The organism is Micromonospora sp. DT43 (assembly GCF_049841645.1).
Lineage (GTDB): Bacteria > Actinomycetota > Actinomycetes > Mycobacteriales > Micromonosporaceae > Micromonospora.
Genome location: NZ_JBNCKR010000002.1, coordinates 165,236 through 181,910 on the forward strand (window position 1 = coordinate 165,236; position 16,675 = coordinate 181,910).

Annotated in this window: 17 protein-coding genes; 11 read left to right on the top strand and 6 right to left on the bottom strand. The window is 72.6% G+C overall.

Going from position 1 to position 16,675, the window contains the following annotated elements; translation table 11 throughout:
* Positions 1–44: 44 nt before the first annotated feature.
* A complete protein-coding gene (locus ACLQ26_RS04855; protein ID WP_425743274.1) occupies positions 45–584 on the top strand; it encodes an RNA polymerase sigma factor in 540 nt (179 codons plus the stop codon).
* Positions 581–1,126: a hypothetical protein gene (locus tag ACLQ26_RS04860; RefSeq protein WP_425743275.1), complete on the top strand. Its 546-nt coding sequence runs from the start codon at positions 581–583 to the stop codon at positions 1,124–1,126. The genes ACLQ26_RS04855 and ACLQ26_RS04860 overlap by 4 nt, the downstream gene beginning before the upstream one ends.
* Here the strand turns inward: ACLQ26_RS04860 and ACLQ26_RS04865 are convergent.
* A complete protein-coding gene (locus ACLQ26_RS04865) occupies positions 1,107–2,507 on the bottom strand; it encodes a protein kinase domain-containing protein (protein ID WP_425743276.1) in 1,401 nt (466 codons plus the stop codon). The genes ACLQ26_RS04860 and ACLQ26_RS04865 overlap by 20 nt on opposite strands.
* Before the next feature lie 122 nt (positions 2,508–2,629).
* On the opposite strand from ACLQ26_RS04865, the gene ACLQ26_RS04870 reads away from it, so the two are divergent.
* The 8 genes from ACLQ26_RS04870 to ACLQ26_RS04905 all read left to right on the top strand — a co-directional run bounded on the left by ACLQ26_RS04870 (position 2,630) and on the right by ACLQ26_RS04905 (position 10,794).
* Positions 2,630–3,229, top strand: coding sequence for a hypothetical protein (locus ACLQ26_RS04870; RefSeq protein WP_425743277.1), 600 nt, complete (start codon positions 2,630–2,632; stop codon positions 3,227–3,229).
* A gap of 130 nt (positions 3,230–3,359) precedes the next feature.
* Positions 3,360–3,701 (top strand): PadR family transcriptional regulator, encoded by a 342-nt coding sequence (locus ACLQ26_RS04875; RefSeq protein ID WP_007458189.1) that lies wholly within the window; start codon positions 3,360–3,362, stop codon positions 3,699–3,701.
* A complete protein-coding gene (locus ACLQ26_RS04880) occupies positions 3,698–4,645 on the top strand; it encodes a permease prefix domain 1-containing protein (protein WP_425743278.1) in 948 nt (315 codons plus the stop codon). The genes ACLQ26_RS04875 and ACLQ26_RS04880 overlap by 4 nt, the downstream gene beginning before the upstream one ends.
* 108 nt (positions 4,646–4,753) lie before the next feature.
* The gene (locus ACLQ26_RS04885) at positions 4,754–6,082 is read left to right on the top strand and encodes a sensor histidine kinase (protein WP_425743279.1); all 1,329 of its coding nucleotides are present in this window, start codon (positions 4,754–4,756) and stop codon (positions 6,080–6,082) included.
* Positions 6,079–6,777 (top strand): response regulator, encoded by a 699-nt coding sequence (locus tag ACLQ26_RS04890; RefSeq protein WP_425743280.1) that lies wholly within the window; start codon positions 6,079–6,081, stop codon positions 6,775–6,777. Before ACLQ26_RS04885 ends, ACLQ26_RS04890 begins: the two co-directional genes overlap by 4 nt.
* A gap of 81 nt (positions 6,778–6,858) precedes the next feature.
* A complete protein-coding gene (locus ACLQ26_RS04895; protein ID WP_425743281.1) occupies positions 6,859–7,752 on the top strand; it encodes an ABC transporter ATP-binding protein in 894 nt (297 codons plus the stop codon).
* Positions 7,749–8,810, top strand: coding sequence for an ABC transporter permease (locus ACLQ26_RS04900; protein ID WP_425743282.1), 1,062 nt, complete (start codon positions 7,749–7,751; stop codon positions 8,808–8,810). Before ACLQ26_RS04895 ends, ACLQ26_RS04900 begins: the two co-directional genes overlap by 4 nt.
* A gap of 187 nt (positions 8,811–8,997) precedes the next feature.
* Positions 8,998–10,794, top strand: coding sequence for a carbohydrate binding domain-containing protein (locus ACLQ26_RS04905; RefSeq protein WP_425743283.1), 1,797 nt, complete (start codon positions 8,998–9,000; stop codon positions 10,792–10,794).
* 58 nt (positions 10,795–10,852) lie between these two features.
* Here ACLQ26_RS04905 and ACLQ26_RS04910 read toward each other — a convergent pair whose 3' ends face one another.
* Positions 10,853–11,905 (bottom strand): peptidoglycan-binding protein, encoded by a 1,053-nt coding sequence (locus ACLQ26_RS04910; RefSeq protein WP_425743284.1) that lies wholly within the window; start codon positions 11,903–11,905, stop codon positions 10,853–10,855.
* A gap of 253 nt (positions 11,906–12,158) precedes the next feature.
* On the opposite strand from ACLQ26_RS04910, the gene ACLQ26_RS04915 reads away from it, so the two are divergent.
* Positions 12,159–13,193: a helix-turn-helix domain-containing protein gene (locus ACLQ26_RS04915; RefSeq protein ID WP_425743285.1), complete on the top strand. Its 1,035-nt coding sequence runs from the start codon at positions 12,159–12,161 to the stop codon at positions 13,191–13,193.
* Positions 13,194–13,218: 25 nt separating this feature from the next.
* Here the strand turns inward: ACLQ26_RS04915 and ACLQ26_RS04920 are convergent, their stop codons facing one another.
* The 4 genes from ACLQ26_RS04920 to pdxS form a co-directional block, all read right to left on the bottom strand.
* A complete protein-coding gene (locus ACLQ26_RS04920; RefSeq protein WP_425743286.1) occupies positions 13,219–13,839 on the bottom strand; it encodes a DUF402 domain-containing protein in 621 nt (206 codons plus the stop codon).
* Positions 13,840–14,023: 184 nt separating this feature from the next.
* Positions 14,024–14,776, bottom strand: a complete 753-nt coding sequence (locus ACLQ26_RS04925; protein ID WP_007458175.1) for a YebC/PmpR family DNA-binding transcriptional regulator — start codon at positions 14,774–14,776, stop codon at positions 14,024–14,026.
* 259 nt (positions 14,777–15,035) lie between these two features.
* The gene (gene pdxT / locus ACLQ26_RS04930) at positions 15,036–15,638 is read right to left on the bottom strand and encodes a pyridoxal 5'-phosphate synthase glutaminase subunit PdxT (protein ID WP_425743287.1); all 603 of its coding nucleotides are present in this window, start codon (positions 15,636–15,638) and stop codon (positions 15,036–15,038) included.
* Between the two features lie 7 nt (positions 15,639–15,645).
* Positions 15,646–16,563 (bottom strand): pyridoxal 5'-phosphate synthase lyase subunit PdxS, encoded by a 918-nt coding sequence (pdxS, locus tag ACLQ26_RS04935; RefSeq protein WP_363687085.1) that lies wholly within the window; start codon positions 16,561–16,563, stop codon positions 15,646–15,648.
* Positions 16,564–16,675: the final 112 nt, after the last annotated feature.

A 16,675-nucleotide genomic window follows, 5' to 3' on the forward strand; every position in this document is an offset into this window, starting at 1 on the left:
CCGTACGCTTGAGGATCGGCACCGGCGAGCATTGGACACCCGGCATGCCCGCTCCGGACGACCTCGACGCCCTGGCCCGCCGCGCCGCGCGGGGTGAGGCGGCGGCGTTGGACGCCCTGCTGGTCGCGGTGCGCCCGGAGGTGCTGCGGCTGTGCGCCCGGTTCCTGCCCAACCGGGAGGACGCCGAGGAAGCCTGCCAGGACGCGCTGCTGGCCCTGGCCGGCGGCATCAGCCGGTTCGAGGGGCGCTCCTCGTTCCGGACCTGGCTGCACCGGTTGACCGCGAACCGGGCCCGCTCGACCTACCGCACGCTGCGCCGCCGCTGCCGGTTGGAGGCCGGCGGCGTGCCGCTACCCGACCAGGCGGATCCGCGACGGACCAGCGTGGTGGCTGGCACCCGCCTCGACCTGCTCGACGCGTTCGACTCGGTCCACCCCGACCACGCCGAGGTGGTGGCCCTGCGCGACGTCCTCGGGCTGAGCTACCCCGAGATCGCCGCCCTGCTCGACGTTCCGGTGGGAACGGTGAAGTCCCGGTTGCACCTGGCCCGGCGGCAGGTCCGGCAGCGGCTCGGCGCTCAATGAGCCGGGCGTCGTTCCGCCGGCTCGTCGTCCTCGCGGCCACCGTGGGGGTCGCCGCCTGCGGCGCCGACGCCGTCGCACCACTGCCCGTCCAACCGCCCGGCGCGACCCGTTCCACGCCGGCACCCTCGGCGATCTCCACGACCCCGGCGACGCCCGCGCCCACCGGGTCGCCGTCCCGACCGCCGCCGCCGACCGGCGGGCGCCCGGTCGCGGCACCCCTCACACCCACCACAACGAGGGGTACGCCCCGGACGACTCCCCCGCCGGCCGCCGCGACCCCGGCCTGTCAGGGCGCTGTCCGCTACGACCTGCCGCTCGCCGAGACCGAGGTCGAGCTGCTGAAATCGCTCTGCTTCGCCACCGGCGCGGTGCTGCGCATCCAGGGCATCGGGCCCGGGCTCGTCACCGTGGACCGCCCGGAGTTGGTCTCTCAGCAGTACGAGGCGGGCGTGGTGGACATCCGCTTCGTCCGCCCCGGCACCGTCGCCGTGACGATCCCCAAGGAGGGTCGGGAGCACACCATCACCGTGGTGGTCCGGTGACCCGCACTCCGGCGAGCAGGGTGTCCACGAAGTCGGGCCGGCTGTCCGTCGGCGGGGCGATCTGCACGTACACCAGGGCGTGCCGGGCGGGATGCAGGCCGGCCGACTCGACGATGCTCGGCCGGTCCCGCTCGCAGCGGTACGCCACCACCGTCCACTCGACGCCCGCCTGCCGGGTGGTGCGGGCCGGTGCGGGCGCGCAGTCCCCGTGCGTGCGCTCGGCCAGGAACCCGGCCGGGGTGGTGCGTGCCGCAGTGGTGGCGGAGAGGCCGACGAACGCGCCGGGCATTCGGGGATCGGCGGCCCACCGCCGGGGTTGCGGGGACATCACCAACGCCGGTTCGGGGTCGCCATCGGCGCCGTACTGACCGGCCCAGGTCGCTCCCACTGCGGACCAGCCGGCCGGCAACGCCACGGTCAACGGCCCGGCCGTGTACGTGCCGTCCCCGGGTCGGCCCGACCCGGCGCCACCCGGCTCGGCGCCCACCGCACCCACCGCGACGGCGGACACGACAGCGGCCCCGGCCAGCCGCAAACGGTACGGGCGGCGGGCGCCCGGCCGAGGTGACGGCGACGGGTCGCTCGCGCGGGTCAGCGCGGCCCGCAGGACTGCGGCGTCGGGATAGCGGTCGGCCGGGTGGTACGCGGTCGCCCGGGCGAGCACCGCCGCCACCGCCGGAGGCACGCCCGCGCGGAGTCGGAGGTCCGGTGCCAGGCCGGGCCGGGGCGGGCGCGCGTCCGGCGGATCGGCGGCCAGCAGCCGGATACCGAGCCGGCCGAGCCCGTACACGTCGGCGCGGGTGTCGACCACCGCACCCGGGTCGTCCTGCTCGGGGGCCATGTAGCCGGGGGTGCCGGCCCGCGCGGTCAGCCCCGAGGCGGCGGCGAGCGCCTTGGCGAGGCCGAGGTCGGCGATCAGCACCTGTTCGACGTCGGGATCGTCCGGACCGGCGGAGCGGAACAGGACGTTGCCGGGGGTGAGGTCACGGTGCACGACGCCGTGCCGGTGCAGCACGGCGACACCGGCGCAGACCTCGCCCAGCAGCCGCAGCGCGGCCGGCGCGGGAAGGTCACCGGTGGCGAGGCGGTCCCGCAGGCTGCCGCCGTCCGCCCAGGCCAGGACCGCGTACGGCCGGCCGTCGGGCAACTCACCGACGGTGTGCACCCGGATCAGCCGCTCGTGCTCCAGGCGGCGCAACAGCCGGGCCTCGTCGAGGAAGCGTTCCCTGACCCGCAGGTCGTGGCTCCAGTTCTCGGCCAGCACCTTGATCGCCACACGCGCGTCGAGCACCGCGTCGTAGCCCAGCCACACGGTCGCGAACGAGCCGACGCCCAGCAGTCGCTCGATGGCGTAGGGCCCGATCCGCTGCGGAGCCGTCACCCTGTCACCCCCGGCCAGGACGGTCTCTGCACAGTAGACCGGGCCGGTCGGAAACCCGACGAACCGCTGACCCCGGCGCGGTGACTAACAGGGCAGGAGACCCATCACCGAAGGAGCACACCATGCACCGTCCCTCGATCCTCCTCACCACCGCCGCGCTGGCGCTCAGCACGCTCGTCACGGTGACCGCCGCGGGACCGGCAGCGGCAGCGCCGCTGATCGGGGGCGCCGCACCAGCCTCGGCGCGCGGCCCGCTCGCCACCGCCGTCGGGCACGACCACCCGCAGGTCCTCAGCGTCGGCGGCGCCGGCGTCTACCGGATCGGTGCCAGCCTGGCCGCGCTCACCGCGGCCGGCCGCATCGACTGGACGGCGCCGGGCTGCGGCACGGTGGTGCACGCCGGGGTGACCGGTTCCTGGGCCGGTGTCCTCCTGCTCGCCTTCCGCGACGGTCGACTCGTCGAGGTCGGTACGGCCACCGCACCGCCGCAGTCGCCCGCCGGGGCCAGCGTCGGCATGTCCTTCGCCGAGTTGGAGGCGATCTACGGCGCGCGCGGGTCGCTGATCCGCAACGACGCGGGGAACGCCGAGGCGTACCTGGTTCGCGTCGGGTCGCGGGTGGAGTTGTTCACCGGGCACCCGATCCGGCCGGGCGTGGGCTACTTCCAGGTCGGACCGGCCACCTTCGTCGAGCGGAACTTCCGCCAGGGCGCTGCCTGCTGATTCCGGCCAGGTGCGGGGCGTCCGGTGTCGACCGGGCGCCTCGCACTCGTAGCGGCCTCGATCGGGGCTGGAGCGGACACGATGATGTTCCCGTAGACAACACTGTGTGCCACACAGTATGGTGTGACACATGGTTAGCGAGGATGTTCTACGGACGCACCTGCAGGAGCTGCGTCGAGGCACCGTCGTGGTGGCCAGCCTGGTCGCGCTCCGCCGGCCGGACTACGGCTACGCACTGCTGCAACGGCTCACCGACCACGGCTTTCCGGTCGACGCCAACACGCTCTACCCGCTGCTGCGTCGCCTGGAGGACCAGGGCCTGCTGACCAGCGAGTGGAACACCGAGGAGAGCCGGCCGCGCAAGTTCTACCGGACCAGCGACGAGGGCGAGTCGATGCTGAACCGGCTCCTCGACGACCTCGCCGCCGTACAGACCTCCATCACCGGGCTGATCCAAGGAGTGGACCGATGAACACCCTGACCGACCGCTACCTGGCCGCCACCCTGCGCTCGGTGCCCGCGCAGCGCCGCGACGAGATCGCCACCGAGCTGCGCGCCTCGATCGAGGACATGATCGAGGACCGGGCCGGGGGCGGCGAGGACGCGGCAGTCGCCGAGCGGCAGGTGCTCACCGAGCTGGGCAACCCCGACCGGCTGGCCGCCCGCTACGCCGACCGCCGGCTCCAACTCATCGGCCCGACGTACTACCTGGTCTGGCTACGGCTGCTGAAGCTGCTGCTCAGCTTCATCCCGGCGCTGGCCGGCACGGTGGTCACGGTCGTCAAGGTCGCCGAGGGCAGGGGCTTCGGCGCGATCGGGCCGGGCGTCGTCATCGCCCTGCACGTGGCAGTGCACATCAGCTTCTGGCTCACCCTGACCTTCGTCCTCATCGAGCGGGCGCAGCCCACCGTCGACCTGCCCGACTGGTCCGTCGACGAGCTGCCCGACGTCCCCGCGCACCGCGGCGTCTCGCTCGTCGACACCATCGCGTCGGTGGTGATGCTGGTGGTGACCATCGGCTACCTGCCGTTCCAGCACTACCAGTCCTGGGTCCACGCCACCGACGGCGACAACATCCCGATCCTCGACCCGGCGCTGTGGTCGTTCTGGCTGCCGGCGCTGATCGTCGTCCTGGTCGCCGACGTGGTGTTCGAGATCGTCAAGTACCGGATCGGGCGCTGGAGCTGGCCGCTGTTCGCGGTGAAGGCGCTGCTCAGCCTGGCGTTCACGGTGCCGCTGATGTGGCTGGCACTCTCCGACGCGCTACTCAACCCGGCCCTGGGCGAGCGGCTGAGCTGGCTGGCGGACGCGGACAACCGCGGCCTCGTCAACGCCCTCATCGCGCTGGGCACCGCCGTGGTGCTGGTGTGGGACCTGATCGACACGGCCCTCAAGACCCGCCGCCAGGCGACCTGAGCGACAGCGGAGACGGCGGCCCGGCGCGGACACCGCGTCGGGCGCCGCGCTGTCACCGCAGGTCCGTCCGGATAGCGGACGCCACACCGGACGTGGCATCGTTCCCGGATGACCGAGGCACAGCGCGACGAGTGGCGCCGTCCGGGCCCGACCGCCGAGCAGCGGCGGATCGACCTGTGGATCGGGCTCGCGATCACCGGGCTGGCGCTGGTCGGCCTCACCCTGGCCCGCAGCACCGGAGCGTTCCTGCTGGGGCCGCCGCCGTCCGGGCCCGAGCAGCTGTTCTGGACCGTCGCGGTGACGCTGCCGCTGGTCGGGCGGCGGCGCTGGCCGGCCACCACCCTGCTGGTCGTCGCGGCGGCGTTCATCGCCGCGCAGGCCCGGTCGGCGCCAGAGACCCAGTTCTCCTCGTGGGCCCTGTTCTGCGCCCTGTACACGTTGGGCGCGTGGGGACCGGACCATCAGGTGGCCCGCCGGCTGCGGATCGGCGTGATCGCCACGATGCTGGCCTGGCTGGGCGTCTACTACGCGGTGACCATCGACCGGATTCCGCCCGACGCCTTCGACGACGCGGTCGGCCCGGTGCCGCCGGTGCTCGCCGCGATGGTCAGCGGCGCCCTGGTGAACGTACTGGTCTTCGGGTTCGCGTACTTCTTCGGCGAGACCGCCTGGGTGGCCGCGCGGCGCGAGCACAAGCTGCGCGAACAGGCCGAGGAGCTGCGTCGGTCCCAGGCCGAGGGCCGGGAACGGGCGGTGCTCGGCGAACGGGTCCGGATCGCCCGGGAGCTGCACGACGTCGTCGCCCACCACGTGTCGGTGATGGGAGTGCAGGCGTCCGCCTGCCGCCGGGTGTTCGACCGCGACCCGGGCTTGGCCCGCACGGCACTCGCCGCCATCGAACAGAGCGCCCGCACCGCCGTCGACGAGCTGCGCCGGATGCTCGGCGTGCTGCGCGCCTCCGGCGACAGCGACGTCACGCGGCCCGCGCCCGGGGACGTCGAGCGGATCGGTGAGCTGGTCGAGCGGGCGCGGGCCGCGGGCCTGAACGCCACCCTCGGCGTGTACGGCGAGCCCGTCGCACTGCCCGAGTCGGTCTCGCAGGCGGCCTACCGGGTGACGCAGGAGGCGGTGACCAACACCCTGAAGCACGCCGGGGCGGACCTGCTGGACGTGCGGGTCCGCTATCTGGCTCGGGAGGTGGAGATCGACGTGACCGACGACGGACGAACCGTACGCCGGCCCGACGTTCCCGGGCTCGGTCTGATCGGGATGCGCGAGCGGGTCACCGCGCACGACGGCGAGCTGGAGGCCGGTCCCCGGGCCGGCGGCGGTTGGCGGGTCCGTGCCCGCTTCCCGCTCGCGGACCCGACGATCGGCAGCCAGCGGGACACCGGCGACGGGCAGTCGTTGACCACCGGCGCGGGGCGGTCGTCGTGAGCACCGCACCGGCCACCCCGATTCGGGTGCTGCTCGCCGACGACCAGCATCTCGTGCGTACCGGCTTCCGGATCATCCTCGAGGTGGAGGACGACATCACTGTGGTCGGCGAGGCCGCCGACGGCGCGCGGGCTGTCACCATGGCCCGCGCCACGCGCCCCGACGTGGTGCTGATGGACGTGGAGATGCCCGGCATGGACGGGCTGGAGGCCACCCGGCGGATCACCGACGACGGGCCGGACGCGCCGGCGGTGCTGATCCTCACCACCTTCGACCGCGACGACTACCTCTTCACCGCGCTGCGGGCCGGGGCCAGCGGTTTCCTCCTCAAGAACGGCACACCCGAGGAGCTGATCGAGGCGATCCGGGTGCTGGCCCGCGGCGACGGTCTGCTCGCCCCGGAGATCACCCGGCGGGTGATCTCCACGTTCGCCCGTCCCGGCGATCCGGCGGGCACCGCACACCGGGGCGCCGACGCCGAGGCCGCGTTGGGCGAGCTGACCCCACGGGAACGGGAGGTGCTGGTGCTGCTCGCCGCCGGGTCGAGCAACGCGGAGATCGCCACGGCCATGTTGCTGGGCGAGGCGACGGTGAAGACGCACGTGAGTAGGGTGCTGGCGAAACTCGGCCTGCGCGACCGGGTCCAGGCGGTGGTGTTCGCGTACGAGAACGGGGTGGTCCGTCCCGGTGGATGACCGATGTCCACCGCGCGACGGACCCGTCGGCTCACCCGTCGGGCGGAGGGCGGGGCGGCGCGTCCGATCTAGCGTGGACGCGTGACCAGAACACTTCGCCTGAACGGCGTCGACCGCAGCTTCGGCGACCGGCAGGTGCTCAAGAACGTGTCCTTCGAGGTGGCAGCCGGCAGGATGACCGGCTTCGTCGGGGCCAACGGCGCCGGTAAGACCACCACCATGCGGATCATCCTGGGTGTGCTCGCCCCCGACGCCGGCGAGGTGACCTGGGGCGGCGCGCCGCTCACCCGGCAGGACCGCCGCCGCTTCGGCTACATGCCGGAGGAGCGGGGCCTGTACCCCAAGATGACCACGCGTGAGCAGGTGACCTACCTGGGTCGGCTGCACGGCCTGGACTCCCCCGCCGCCCGGCGGGCCACGGACGCGCTGCTGGAGCGGGTCGGCCTCGGCGAGCGCGGCGACGACCTGCTGGAGACGCTGTCGCTGGGCAACCAGCAGCGGGCCCAGATCGCCGCCGCGCTGGTGCACGACCCCGAGGTGCTGGTACTCGACGAGCCGTTCTCCGGCCTCGACCCCCTCGCAGTCGACACTGTCGTCGCCGTGTTGCGCGAACGCGCCGCCGCCGGAGCGCCGGTGCTGTTCTCCAGCCACCAACTCGACGTGGTGGAGCGCCTCTGCGACGACCTGGTGATCATCAACGACGGGGTGATCCGGGCCGCCGGCAGCCGTCAGCAGCTGCGCGACTCGTACACCTCGCCGCGGTTCGAGCTGGTGGTGGCGACCGACGCCGGTTGGGTGCGCGACCAGCCCGGGATCACCCTGGTCGAGTTGGACGGCGCGCGGGTGGTCTTCGACCTGCCGGCCGGCGCCGACGAGCAGCCCGTCCTGCACGCGGCCCTCGCCCGCGGCCCGGTTCGCGCCTTCCGCCCGGTCAGCCCCTCGCTCACCGAGATCTTCCGAGAGGTCACCCAGTGAACGTCACCCAGGCCACCCGGCTGGTCGCCGAACGCGAGATCCGGGTCAAGCTGCGCGACCGCACCTTCCTGTTCGGCACGCTCTTCTACCTGCTGGTCGCCGCGGCGAGCACCATCCTGCCGCCGCTGCTCTCCGGCGGGGCGTCCACGGTGGCGGTGACCGAGAGCGCGGCCGGTCCGCTGCGCGCCGCCGGCCTGGAGGTCCGGGTGGTCGCCGACGACCGGGCCGCCGAGCAGGCCGTCCGCGACGACGACGTGGACGCCGCGGTGGTCGCCGGACCGACCGTGTTGGCCCAGGAGGAAGCCCCCGACGACGTGATGAAGGCTCTGAGCAGCCAGCCGACGGTACGACTGCTCGACCCGGACGCGGTCGACCCGGTGGTGGCGTTCCTGGTGCCGTTCGCCTTCGGGTTCGTCTTCTTCATCACCTCGCAGACGTTCGGTATACAGATCGCGCAGAGCGTCATCGAGGAAAAGCAGACCCGCATCGTGGAGATCCTGGTCGCCGCCGTGCCGGTACGGGCGCTGCTGGCCGGGAAGGTGGTGGCCGGCGCGATCCTGGCGTTCGCGCAGATCGCGTTGATCGCGGTGGTGGCCGTGATCGGGCTCCAGTTCGGCGACAGCGGCGGACTGCTCAGCCTGCTCGCCCCGGCGATCGGCTGGTTCGTGCCGTTCTTCCTGCTCGGTTTCGTGCTGCTCGCGGCAATGTGGGCGGCGGCCGGCGCGCTGGCCAACCGGCAGGAGGACATCGCCGCCGTCTCGACACCGGTGCAGCTCGCCGTGATGCTGCCCTTCTTCGCGGTGATCTTCCTGAACGACAACGACACCGCGATGCGGGTGTTGTCGTACCTGCCGTTCTCGTCACCCACGGCCATGCCACTGCGGCTGTTCACCGGCGATGCGGCCGGTTGGGAACCGTTCCTCTCGCTTCTGATCCTGCTGCTCGCCACCGGCGCGTTCCTGCTCGCCGGCGCCCGGGTGTACGAGGGATCGCTGCTGCGCACCAACGGCCGCACCTCCCTGCGCACCGCGTGGCGGGAGCGGGAGACGATCGGCTGAGCCGATGGTCCGCCGCACGGGCGTCGGTGTCCGCAACGGATGCCGACGCCCGTCGTCGTTCCCGCCCCGTACGGCACCGGGCCGAACGCCCGTTCGGTGGCTCTGAACAGGGCGAACACTCCTACGGTGAGCCGATCCTCACGGCAACGACCTGATCGTCGCCTGCCCCGGACCGGAAAGGCTCTCCATGACCCCACCGATCGACACGCGGCACCAGCGCCCCGCACAGCAGCTCCGGCGCTTGCTCAGCGTGGTGCTGGCGGTAGTGCTCGCCAGCACGCTCACCACAGTCGTCCGCCCCGCGCCGGCCAACGCCGCGGCGGGCAACCTGATCCTCAACGGCACGTTCGACAACGGCAGCACCGCGCCCTGGTGGACCCGCCTCGCCTCGACCAGCACCACCGTCAACGCCGGGCAACTGCGCGTCCGCACCAGCGCCACGGCCGGCGACAACGTGTGGGAGGACCTGGTCGGACACTTCGAGTTCGGGGTGACCGCCGCCCAGCCGTACCGCCTGCAGTTCGACGCCTCGGCGGACGTCAGCCGCGACGTGCGCGTCTCGGTCTCCCGGGCGGACACGCCCTTCACCTCCGCCTTCGACCGGACGGTCGCGCTCACCTCCACGACGCGCCGCTTCACCTTCGACTTCACGTCGCCGTTCGGCGACCCGAAAGCGGTGCTGCTGTTCCACTTCGGCAACCACGCGGCGTCGACGGTGCGGTTGGACAACATCTCGCTCACCCCACTGGCCATCGACCCGGCCACCGACCCGATCCTGTACTGGAACGGCATCCTGCTGGGCGCCTTCAAGGGGATGGAGCTGCCACCGACCGAACTGTCCCGCCACGCGGCCATCCTGCACGCGGCGATGCAGGACGCCGCCGTCTCGGTCACCGGCGTCGGCAACCCCTACCGGGTGCGGGTGCCGGTCAGCTATCCGGGCACCATGGACGACGTCGTGGCGCCGTCGCTGCACGCGGCCATCGACAGGGCGGCGTTCGACGTGTTGACCACCCTGTACCCGAGCCGGCGCACGGTTTTCGACGGCGCCTACGGCACCGCCGTGACGCGGCGGCCGTCCGGCGTGAACAGCGCGGAGGTCGCGCGCGGCGAGACCGTCGGCGCCGCGGCCGCCGCCGCGAACCTCCAGGCCCGCGCCAACGACGGTTCCAGCACCACCGGCGGGTACGCCTTGGACGGGGTCGCCGGGTCGTGGCGGCCGACCGACGAAAAGCCCGCGGTCAGCCCGAACTGGGGGCGCGTCACCCCGTTCGCGTTGACAGCGGGCGACCAGTTCCGACCCGGCCTGCCGGCCGACGCGGACGACTACGCGGACCTGCTCGCCACGGACGAGTACCGCCAGCAGGTCGAGGAGGTCCGCACCCTGGGCGGCAGGGCGACGTCGCTGCGCACCACCGAACAGACGCAGATCGCGTTCTTCTGGGCCAACGACCTGCCCGTGACCTACCGGCCGCCGGGCCAACTCTTCGCGCACACCCGGATCGTGTCGGAGCAGCGGAAACTCGGCATCCTGGCGAACGCCCGACTCTTCGGGCTCGTCGCCCTGGCGCTCGCCGACGCCGCGATCGCCGCCTGGGACGCCAAGTACCTCACGAAGATCGACCTGTGGCGGCCGGAGACCGCCATCGGCAACGGTTGGCAGCCGCTGTCGCAGGATGAGGCCGGCGTCTCGTTCTCACCGGCCTTCCCCGCGTACATCTCCGGGCACGCCACCTTCGCCGGGGCCTGGGCGGCGGTGATGAAGGCATTCTTCGGGACCAACGCCATCGCCTTCGACGCCACCACCGACGACCCGCACGCCCGGGGAGTCACCCGACGCATGAACGGCTTCGACGAGGCCGCCTGGGAGAACGCGCTCAGCCGGATCTACCTGGGCGTGCACTACCGCTTCGACGCGGAGGCGGGCATGGCCACCGGCAACTCCGTCGGCGCGTACGTCTTCGCCACCCGGTTGCGACCGTGAGTCGTCCGGTCTGAGGGGGCTCCCCGCCCGGTCCGCGGACCGGGCGGGGAGCGGTGCGTCACGGCGACGGCACGCAGCGCCAGTGGCCGAAGTCGCCGGTACGCGACCAGACCTCCCGTGCCGTCCCGATGTTCCAACCCGGATCCAAGGCGGTCCGACGGTCGACGCCGAGCCGCGACAATTCCATGTCGCTGAACTGGAACAACCCCCAGCGCCGCGACCCGTCCGCGGTGACCTCCACCCGCAGCGGGTCCAACCCGGACAGGCAGCGCGCCAGCCGCACCGCCTCCGCCGGGTCCTCCGGGAACGTCCCCCGCAGGTGCTTGCTGACCCGGTCCTCCGGCCAACTGGTCGCCACCACCGGATCGCCCGACAGCGCGTCGAGCACCGGGCCGTCCACAGTGCCGCTGACCGGCAGGCCGACCAGCGCCTGGAAGGCGATCACCCGGCTCGTCGTGTCCGGGCCGAACCAGCCGTCCACCGGCACCCGCAGACCGCCGGCCACCAGCCGCTCCTGGAGCGTCAGGACGCACGGCCCGTACATGCCCTGACGCAGCACGAGGGGGCAGGCGTCGGCCGACGCGGCGCCTACCGACGCGGTTCGCATGGCATCGGCGTGCGGCAGCAACGCCCCGACGGTCAGCGCGCTCGCCAGCGCGAGCGCACCCAGCCGCAGTCGCCGCGCCGGCCGGGCGGCCCGGTACACCCGGGCGATCGAGTGCCGTGGCGGGACCGCCTCTGCCAGCACCGTCTCCGGCTGCGTCCCGCCGGCTGGTGTCTCGTCCGGCGACGACGCCGCCTGGTCGGCCCAGCCCGTACGCTCGCCGAGTTGAGCGTCGATGTCGTGTCGGACCCCCACCCAGCGCTCGATCTCCGCCGCTGGCCTCCCGCAGGCGATCAGCAGCGCCACGACGGTCCGCTCGCGGGGCAGGGTCGCCCGCCCCAGCATCGTGGCGAGGGTGCTCGGCGGCAGCCAGTGCCCGGCCGCCCCGGCCCGCCGGGAGATCTCCCGGTACGTGAGGCCGGAACGTCGCCGCACGTCCCGGAGCAACGCGACGTACTCCCCCGCCGTGGCCGCCTGCGGCACCGGATCCCGGGCAGCGTCATCCATCGGATCTCCCCGTGTCGTCGATGTGATCGGGCTCGGACCGGTGCCGGTCCGAGCCTGCGGTCGTACGCCCCTCGGCGGCGCCGCCATCGAGAAACGACGCTAGACAGCAGGTTCGCCGAGAACAACGCCCCGATCGCACCGCCGCGATGTCCGGGCAGCTCAGAGCGGCATGTCCGGGTCTTGTCCGACCATCTCGGACAGTCGGTCCCGGGGCCGGTTGCCCTGGCGCTCACGATGTCTGGACAATCGTGCGATGACCACGGGGGACCTGCGACCGGACGAGGCGGCCGACCCGGTCGCGTTCGTCGACCTGCTGCGCCAGCTCAAGGACGCCTCACGGCTCACGTACCGGCAACTGGAACAGCGCGCGGCAGCGTCCGGCGACGTGCTGGCCCGCAGCACCGCGGCCGACGTCCTGCGCCGCTCCACCCTGCCGCGACCCGAGGTGTTGGCCGCCTTCGTCCGCGCCTGCGGGGCTGGCGATCAGGTCGACGCGTGGCTGCGGGCGCGGGACCGGCTCGCCGTCGGCGCGTACGCCCCGACGTCGCCCGCGTCATCCCACCCGCCGACCGAGGCCACCGGGCCGGCCTCGGCTGACGTGCTGGTCGGCGGGCGACCGGACGAGGCCGGCCCGCGCTGGTTCACGCGACCCGCGCCGCTGGCGCTGCTCGCCGTCGCCGCCGTGCTGGCCGCGCTCGGCGCGTGGTTCCTGCGGCCCGACGACGACGAGCGGCGGCCGACCACGCCGCAGGCCGGCGCGGGCACCAGTTCGTCGGCCACGACCGGTGTCAGCGCCGGGCCGTCGAGCGGGCCGAAGGGCGGCCTGACCGAGATCCGCCCCGCCCGCAGCCCGCAGCTCTGCCTCACCGAGGGGCGGGACCGCACCGGCGAGTACCCGAGCGAGGTGGCGGTCCAGCGTCGCTGTACGGAGGCCACCCCACCGGACACCTACCTGGAGCCGGTGACCGCCGGGTTGTACTTCATCAAGTGGAATCATCCCGTGCAGGGGCCGGGCTGCCTCACCATCCGTGAGGGCGATCCCGCCCGGAACCTGCTCGAACCCTGGAAGGACTGCCGGAAGGACAGGGAGATCCAGCTGTTCCGCTTCGAGTCGACCGGGTCGGCCCCGACCGCCTACCGCATCCGGCCGGCTCGCGGTGATCTGTGCGTCGGGTTGCGTGACGATGACACCGCGGCGTCCGCGGACGCGCTGATCGAGGCGCTGGTCGAGCCGTGCACCGGCGGCACGGACCAGGAGTTCCTCATCGCCGCGCCCGCGGCGGGCTGACAGCCCACGAGGGTCGGCGGCCTGTTCACCGGGCGGGCGGCACCAGGTCCCAGTCGGCCGGCAGTCGAGGTGTCGGCCAGGCCGGGTCGGGCTGCCACCGCGCCCACGCCGGGTTCCACCAGCGCTGCCCCGCGTCGAGCAGGGCGGCGATCCGGTCACCCTCGCCGCGGATCGCGTCCGCCATGCCCGGGTAGCGGCCCTCGACGAGTCGCTGCGCGAACATCTCGACGTCCTTGAAGACGTACCGGTCGGCGTCCGCACCCCACCACAGGTCCAGCTCGTGGTCCAGGGTGTCCACCCCGATCGGGGTACGCCGCAGCGGATCCTGCAGGTTGAAGTACCAGCCGGCGAAGTCGCGTTGCGGGCCCGTCCAGAACACGTCGACGGAGTGCGCCTCACCGGGGCGCTGCACCATCACCTTGCCGTGCCCCTGCCAGGCCGTGTGCCCGGCGGTCTCCCACGGGTGCCGCCCACACGGGAAGACGCCGCTGGTCGGGAACCCGAACTCCGCCCCCGGCGGAAGGTAGAGGGCGAGCAGGTCCGGTGAATCCTCCACGCAGATCGTCGGGTAGCCGAACCAGACCTCGCCGCGCAGGATCTCCCGCCGAACGACCACGTCACCCGTCGCGAATCGCCGCTCCACCATCTCCCCGGAACCTCCTCGTTCGCCCCCGGGGAAGCGTACGGCCCGGTGGCTGCCGCCCGGCGACGGCGCGCTTGATCGACTCCGGTTCACGGAAATCGGGGTGTCCTCACGCGTCGGACACCCCGACTTCCACGAAGTCGAGTCGATCACGGGCACGCTGACATCACGCCTGGCGGGCCGGACCTCAGGCGTCGACGGCTGCCATCACGTCGTCGCTGACGTCGAAGTTCGCGTAGACGTTCTGCACGTCGTCGCAGTCCTCCAGGACGTCGATCAGCTTGAAGATCTTGCGGGCGCCCTCTTCGTCCAGCGGTACGTTCATGCTGGGCACGAGGGACGACTCGGCCGACTCGTACTCGATGCCGGCGTCCTGCAGCGCGGTCCGCACCGGGATCAGGTCGGTCGGCTCGGAGACCACCTCGTACGCCTCACCGAGGTCGTTGACCTCCTCGGCGCCGGCGTCGAGGACCGCCATCATCACGTCGTCCTCGCTGGTGCCCTCCTTGGGGACGATCACCACGCCCTTGCGGGAGAACATGTACGACACCGAGCCGGCGTCGGCAAGCGAGCCGCCGTTGCGGGTGAGCGCGGTGCGCACCTCGGTCGCCGCACGGTTGCGGTTGTCGGTGAGGCACTCGATCAGCATCGCCACGCCGTTGGGGCCGTAGCCCTCGTACATGATGGTCTGCCAGTCGGCGCCGCCGGCCTCGAGGCCGGAGCCACGCTTGACCGCGCGGTCGATGTTGTCGTTGGGAACCGAGCTCTTCTTCGCCTTCTGGATGGCGTCGAACAACGTCGGGTTACCGGACGGGTCTCCGCCGCCGGTGCGCGCGGCCACCTCGACGTTCTTGATCAGCTTGGCGAACATCTTGCCGCGCTTGGCGTCGATGACGGCCTTCTTGTGCTTGGTCGTCGCCCACTTTGAGTGGCCGGACATCTTCTACCTCCGTCTGTCATTGCACGCCTGCGTCGACTGCCGCACCGATTCCGCGCCGCATCCGGCGATCCGGCGGCCGGTCGGCCCCGCGGGAAGTGCCGCGCCGGGCGACGGCCCTGCCGAACCGCGGCAATCTTACCGAGGTCACACCGCGCCATGTCACACCCGGGACCTGCCCGGGGTGCCGAAACGGCGCAGAACCCGCCCTGGATCAACGATCGGGGGCCGGGATCCATGCCCACCCGCCCGCGTCCGCCGGTCAGGCGGCCCGCACCAACTCCACGAAGTACGCGTGTACGCGCAGGTCACCCGTCAGCTCGGGGTGGAACGAGGTGGCCAGCAGGTTGCCCTGCCGCACCGCCACGATCCGCTCGGCGGCCGGGCCGCCGGTCACCTTCCCGATCACCTGGACGGAGGCGCCGACCCGCTCGACCCACGGCGCGCGGATGAACACCGCGTGGAACGGCTCCCCCGGCACACCGGCGATCTCCACCGGCGCCTCGAAGGAGTCGACCTGCCGGCCGAACGCGTTACGCCGTACCGTCATCTCGATGCCGGCGAAACCGCGCTGGTCGGCCCGGCCGTCCAGCACCTCGCTGGCCAGCATGATCATGCCGGCGCAGGAGCCGTAGACAGGCATGCCGCCGGCGATCCGCTTGTCGATCGGTTCGCGCATCTCGAAGATGTCGGCGAGCTTGCTCATGGTGGTGGACTCGCCGCCGGGGATCACCAGCCCGTCGACCGCGTCCAGCTCGCCCGGGCGGCGGACCGGGCGGGCATCCGCGCCCGCCGCGGCCAGCGCCGCCACATGCTCCCGGACGTCGCCCTGGAGCGCGAGCACACCGATCACAGGTACGGCCACGATCCCGTCACCAACCGCGCTCGGCCAGGCGGTGCGGCTGCGGGATCTCGTCGACGTTGATGCCGACCATCGCCTCACCGAGACCGCGGGAGACCTTAGCCAGCACGTCCGGGTCGTCGTGGAAGGTGGTGGCCTTGACGATCGCGGCGGCCCGCTGAGCCGGGTTGCCGGCCTTGAAGATGCCGGAGCCGACGAAGACGCCCTCCGCGCCGAGCTGCATCATCATCGCCGCGTCGGCCGGGGTCGCGATCCCGCCGGCGGTGAACAGCACCACCGGCAGCTTGCCGCTCTCGGCGACCTCCTTGACCAGCTCGTACGGCGCCTGCAACTCCTTGGCCGCGACGTACAGCTCGTCGGCCGGCAACGAGGCCAGCCGGGCGATCTCCTGACGGATCTTCCGCATGTGGGTGGTGGCGTTGGAGACGTCACCGGTGCCCGCCTCGCCCTTGGAGCGGATCATGGCCGCGCCCTCGGTGATCCGGCGCAGCGCCTCGCCCAGGTTTGTCGCGCCGCAGACGAAGGGCACCGTGAAGGCCCACTTGTCGATGTGGTTCGCGTAGTCGGCCGGGGTCAGCACCTCGGACTCGTCGACGTAGTCCACGCCGAGCGACTGGAGGATCCGCGCCTCCACGAAGTGCCCGATGCGGGCCTTGGCCATCACCGGGATGGACACCGCCTCGATGATCCCGTCGATCATGTCGGGGTCGCTCATCCGGGAGACCCCACCCTGCGCGCGGATGTCGGCGGGCACCCGCTCCAGGGCCATCACCGCGACCGCGCCGGCGTCCTCGGCAATCTTGGCCTGTTCGGCGTTGACGACGTCCATGATCACGCCGCCCTTGAGCATCTCGGCCATGCCCCGCTTCACGCGGGCCGTGCCGACGACGGGGGCGGTACCGGTGGTCGAGGCGGTGTTTTCGGACACGGGTCATCGCTCCTTGGACGTGCGGTGGGGGTGGCAGCGAAAATGCTACGCACCTCGCAACGCCGCGCCGACAGCCAATCAGACCCCCGGTGGCCTGCACTGTGGCCCTGCT

Coding starts and splice junctions, on each gene's coding strand:
- ACLQ26_RS04855 (WP_425743274.1), top strand. CDS start 45: ATGCCCGCTCCGGACGACCTCGACGCCCTGGCCCGCCGCGCCGCGCGG.
- ACLQ26_RS04860 (WP_425743275.1), top strand. CDS start 581: ATGAGCCGGGCGTCGTTCCGCCGGCTCGTCGTCCTCGCGGCCACCGTG.
- ACLQ26_RS04870 (WP_425743277.1), top strand. CDS start 2,630: ATGCACCGTCCCTCGATCCTCCTCACCACCGCCGCGCTGGCGCTCAGC.
- ACLQ26_RS04875 (WP_007458189.1), top strand. CDS start 3,360: ATGGTTAGCGAGGATGTTCTACGGACGCACCTGCAGGAGCTGCGTCGA.
- ACLQ26_RS04880 (WP_425743278.1), top strand. CDS start 3,698: ATGAACACCCTGACCGACCGCTACCTGGCCGCCACCCTGCGCTCGGTG.
- ACLQ26_RS04885 (WP_425743279.1), top strand. CDS start 4,754: ATGACCGAGGCACAGCGCGACGAGTGGCGCCGTCCGGGCCCGACCGCC.
- ACLQ26_RS04905 (WP_425743283.1), top strand. CDS start 8,998: ATGACCCCACCGATCGACACGCGGCACCAGCGCCCCGCACAGCAGCTC.
- ACLQ26_RS04910 (WP_425743284.1), bottom strand. CDS start 11,905: ATGGATGACGCTGCCCGGGATCCGGTGCCGCAGGCGGCCACGGCGGGG.
- ACLQ26_RS04915 (WP_425743285.1), top strand. CDS start 12,159: ATGACCACGGGGGACCTGCGACCGGACGAGGCGGCCGACCCGGTCGCG.
- ACLQ26_RS04920 (WP_425743286.1), bottom strand. CDS start 13,839: ATGGTGGAGCGGCGATTCGCGACGGGTGACGTGGTCGTTCGGCGGGAG.
- ACLQ26_RS04925 (WP_007458175.1), bottom strand. CDS start 14,776: ATGTCCGGCCACTCAAAGTGGGCGACGACCAAGCACAAGAAGGCCGTC.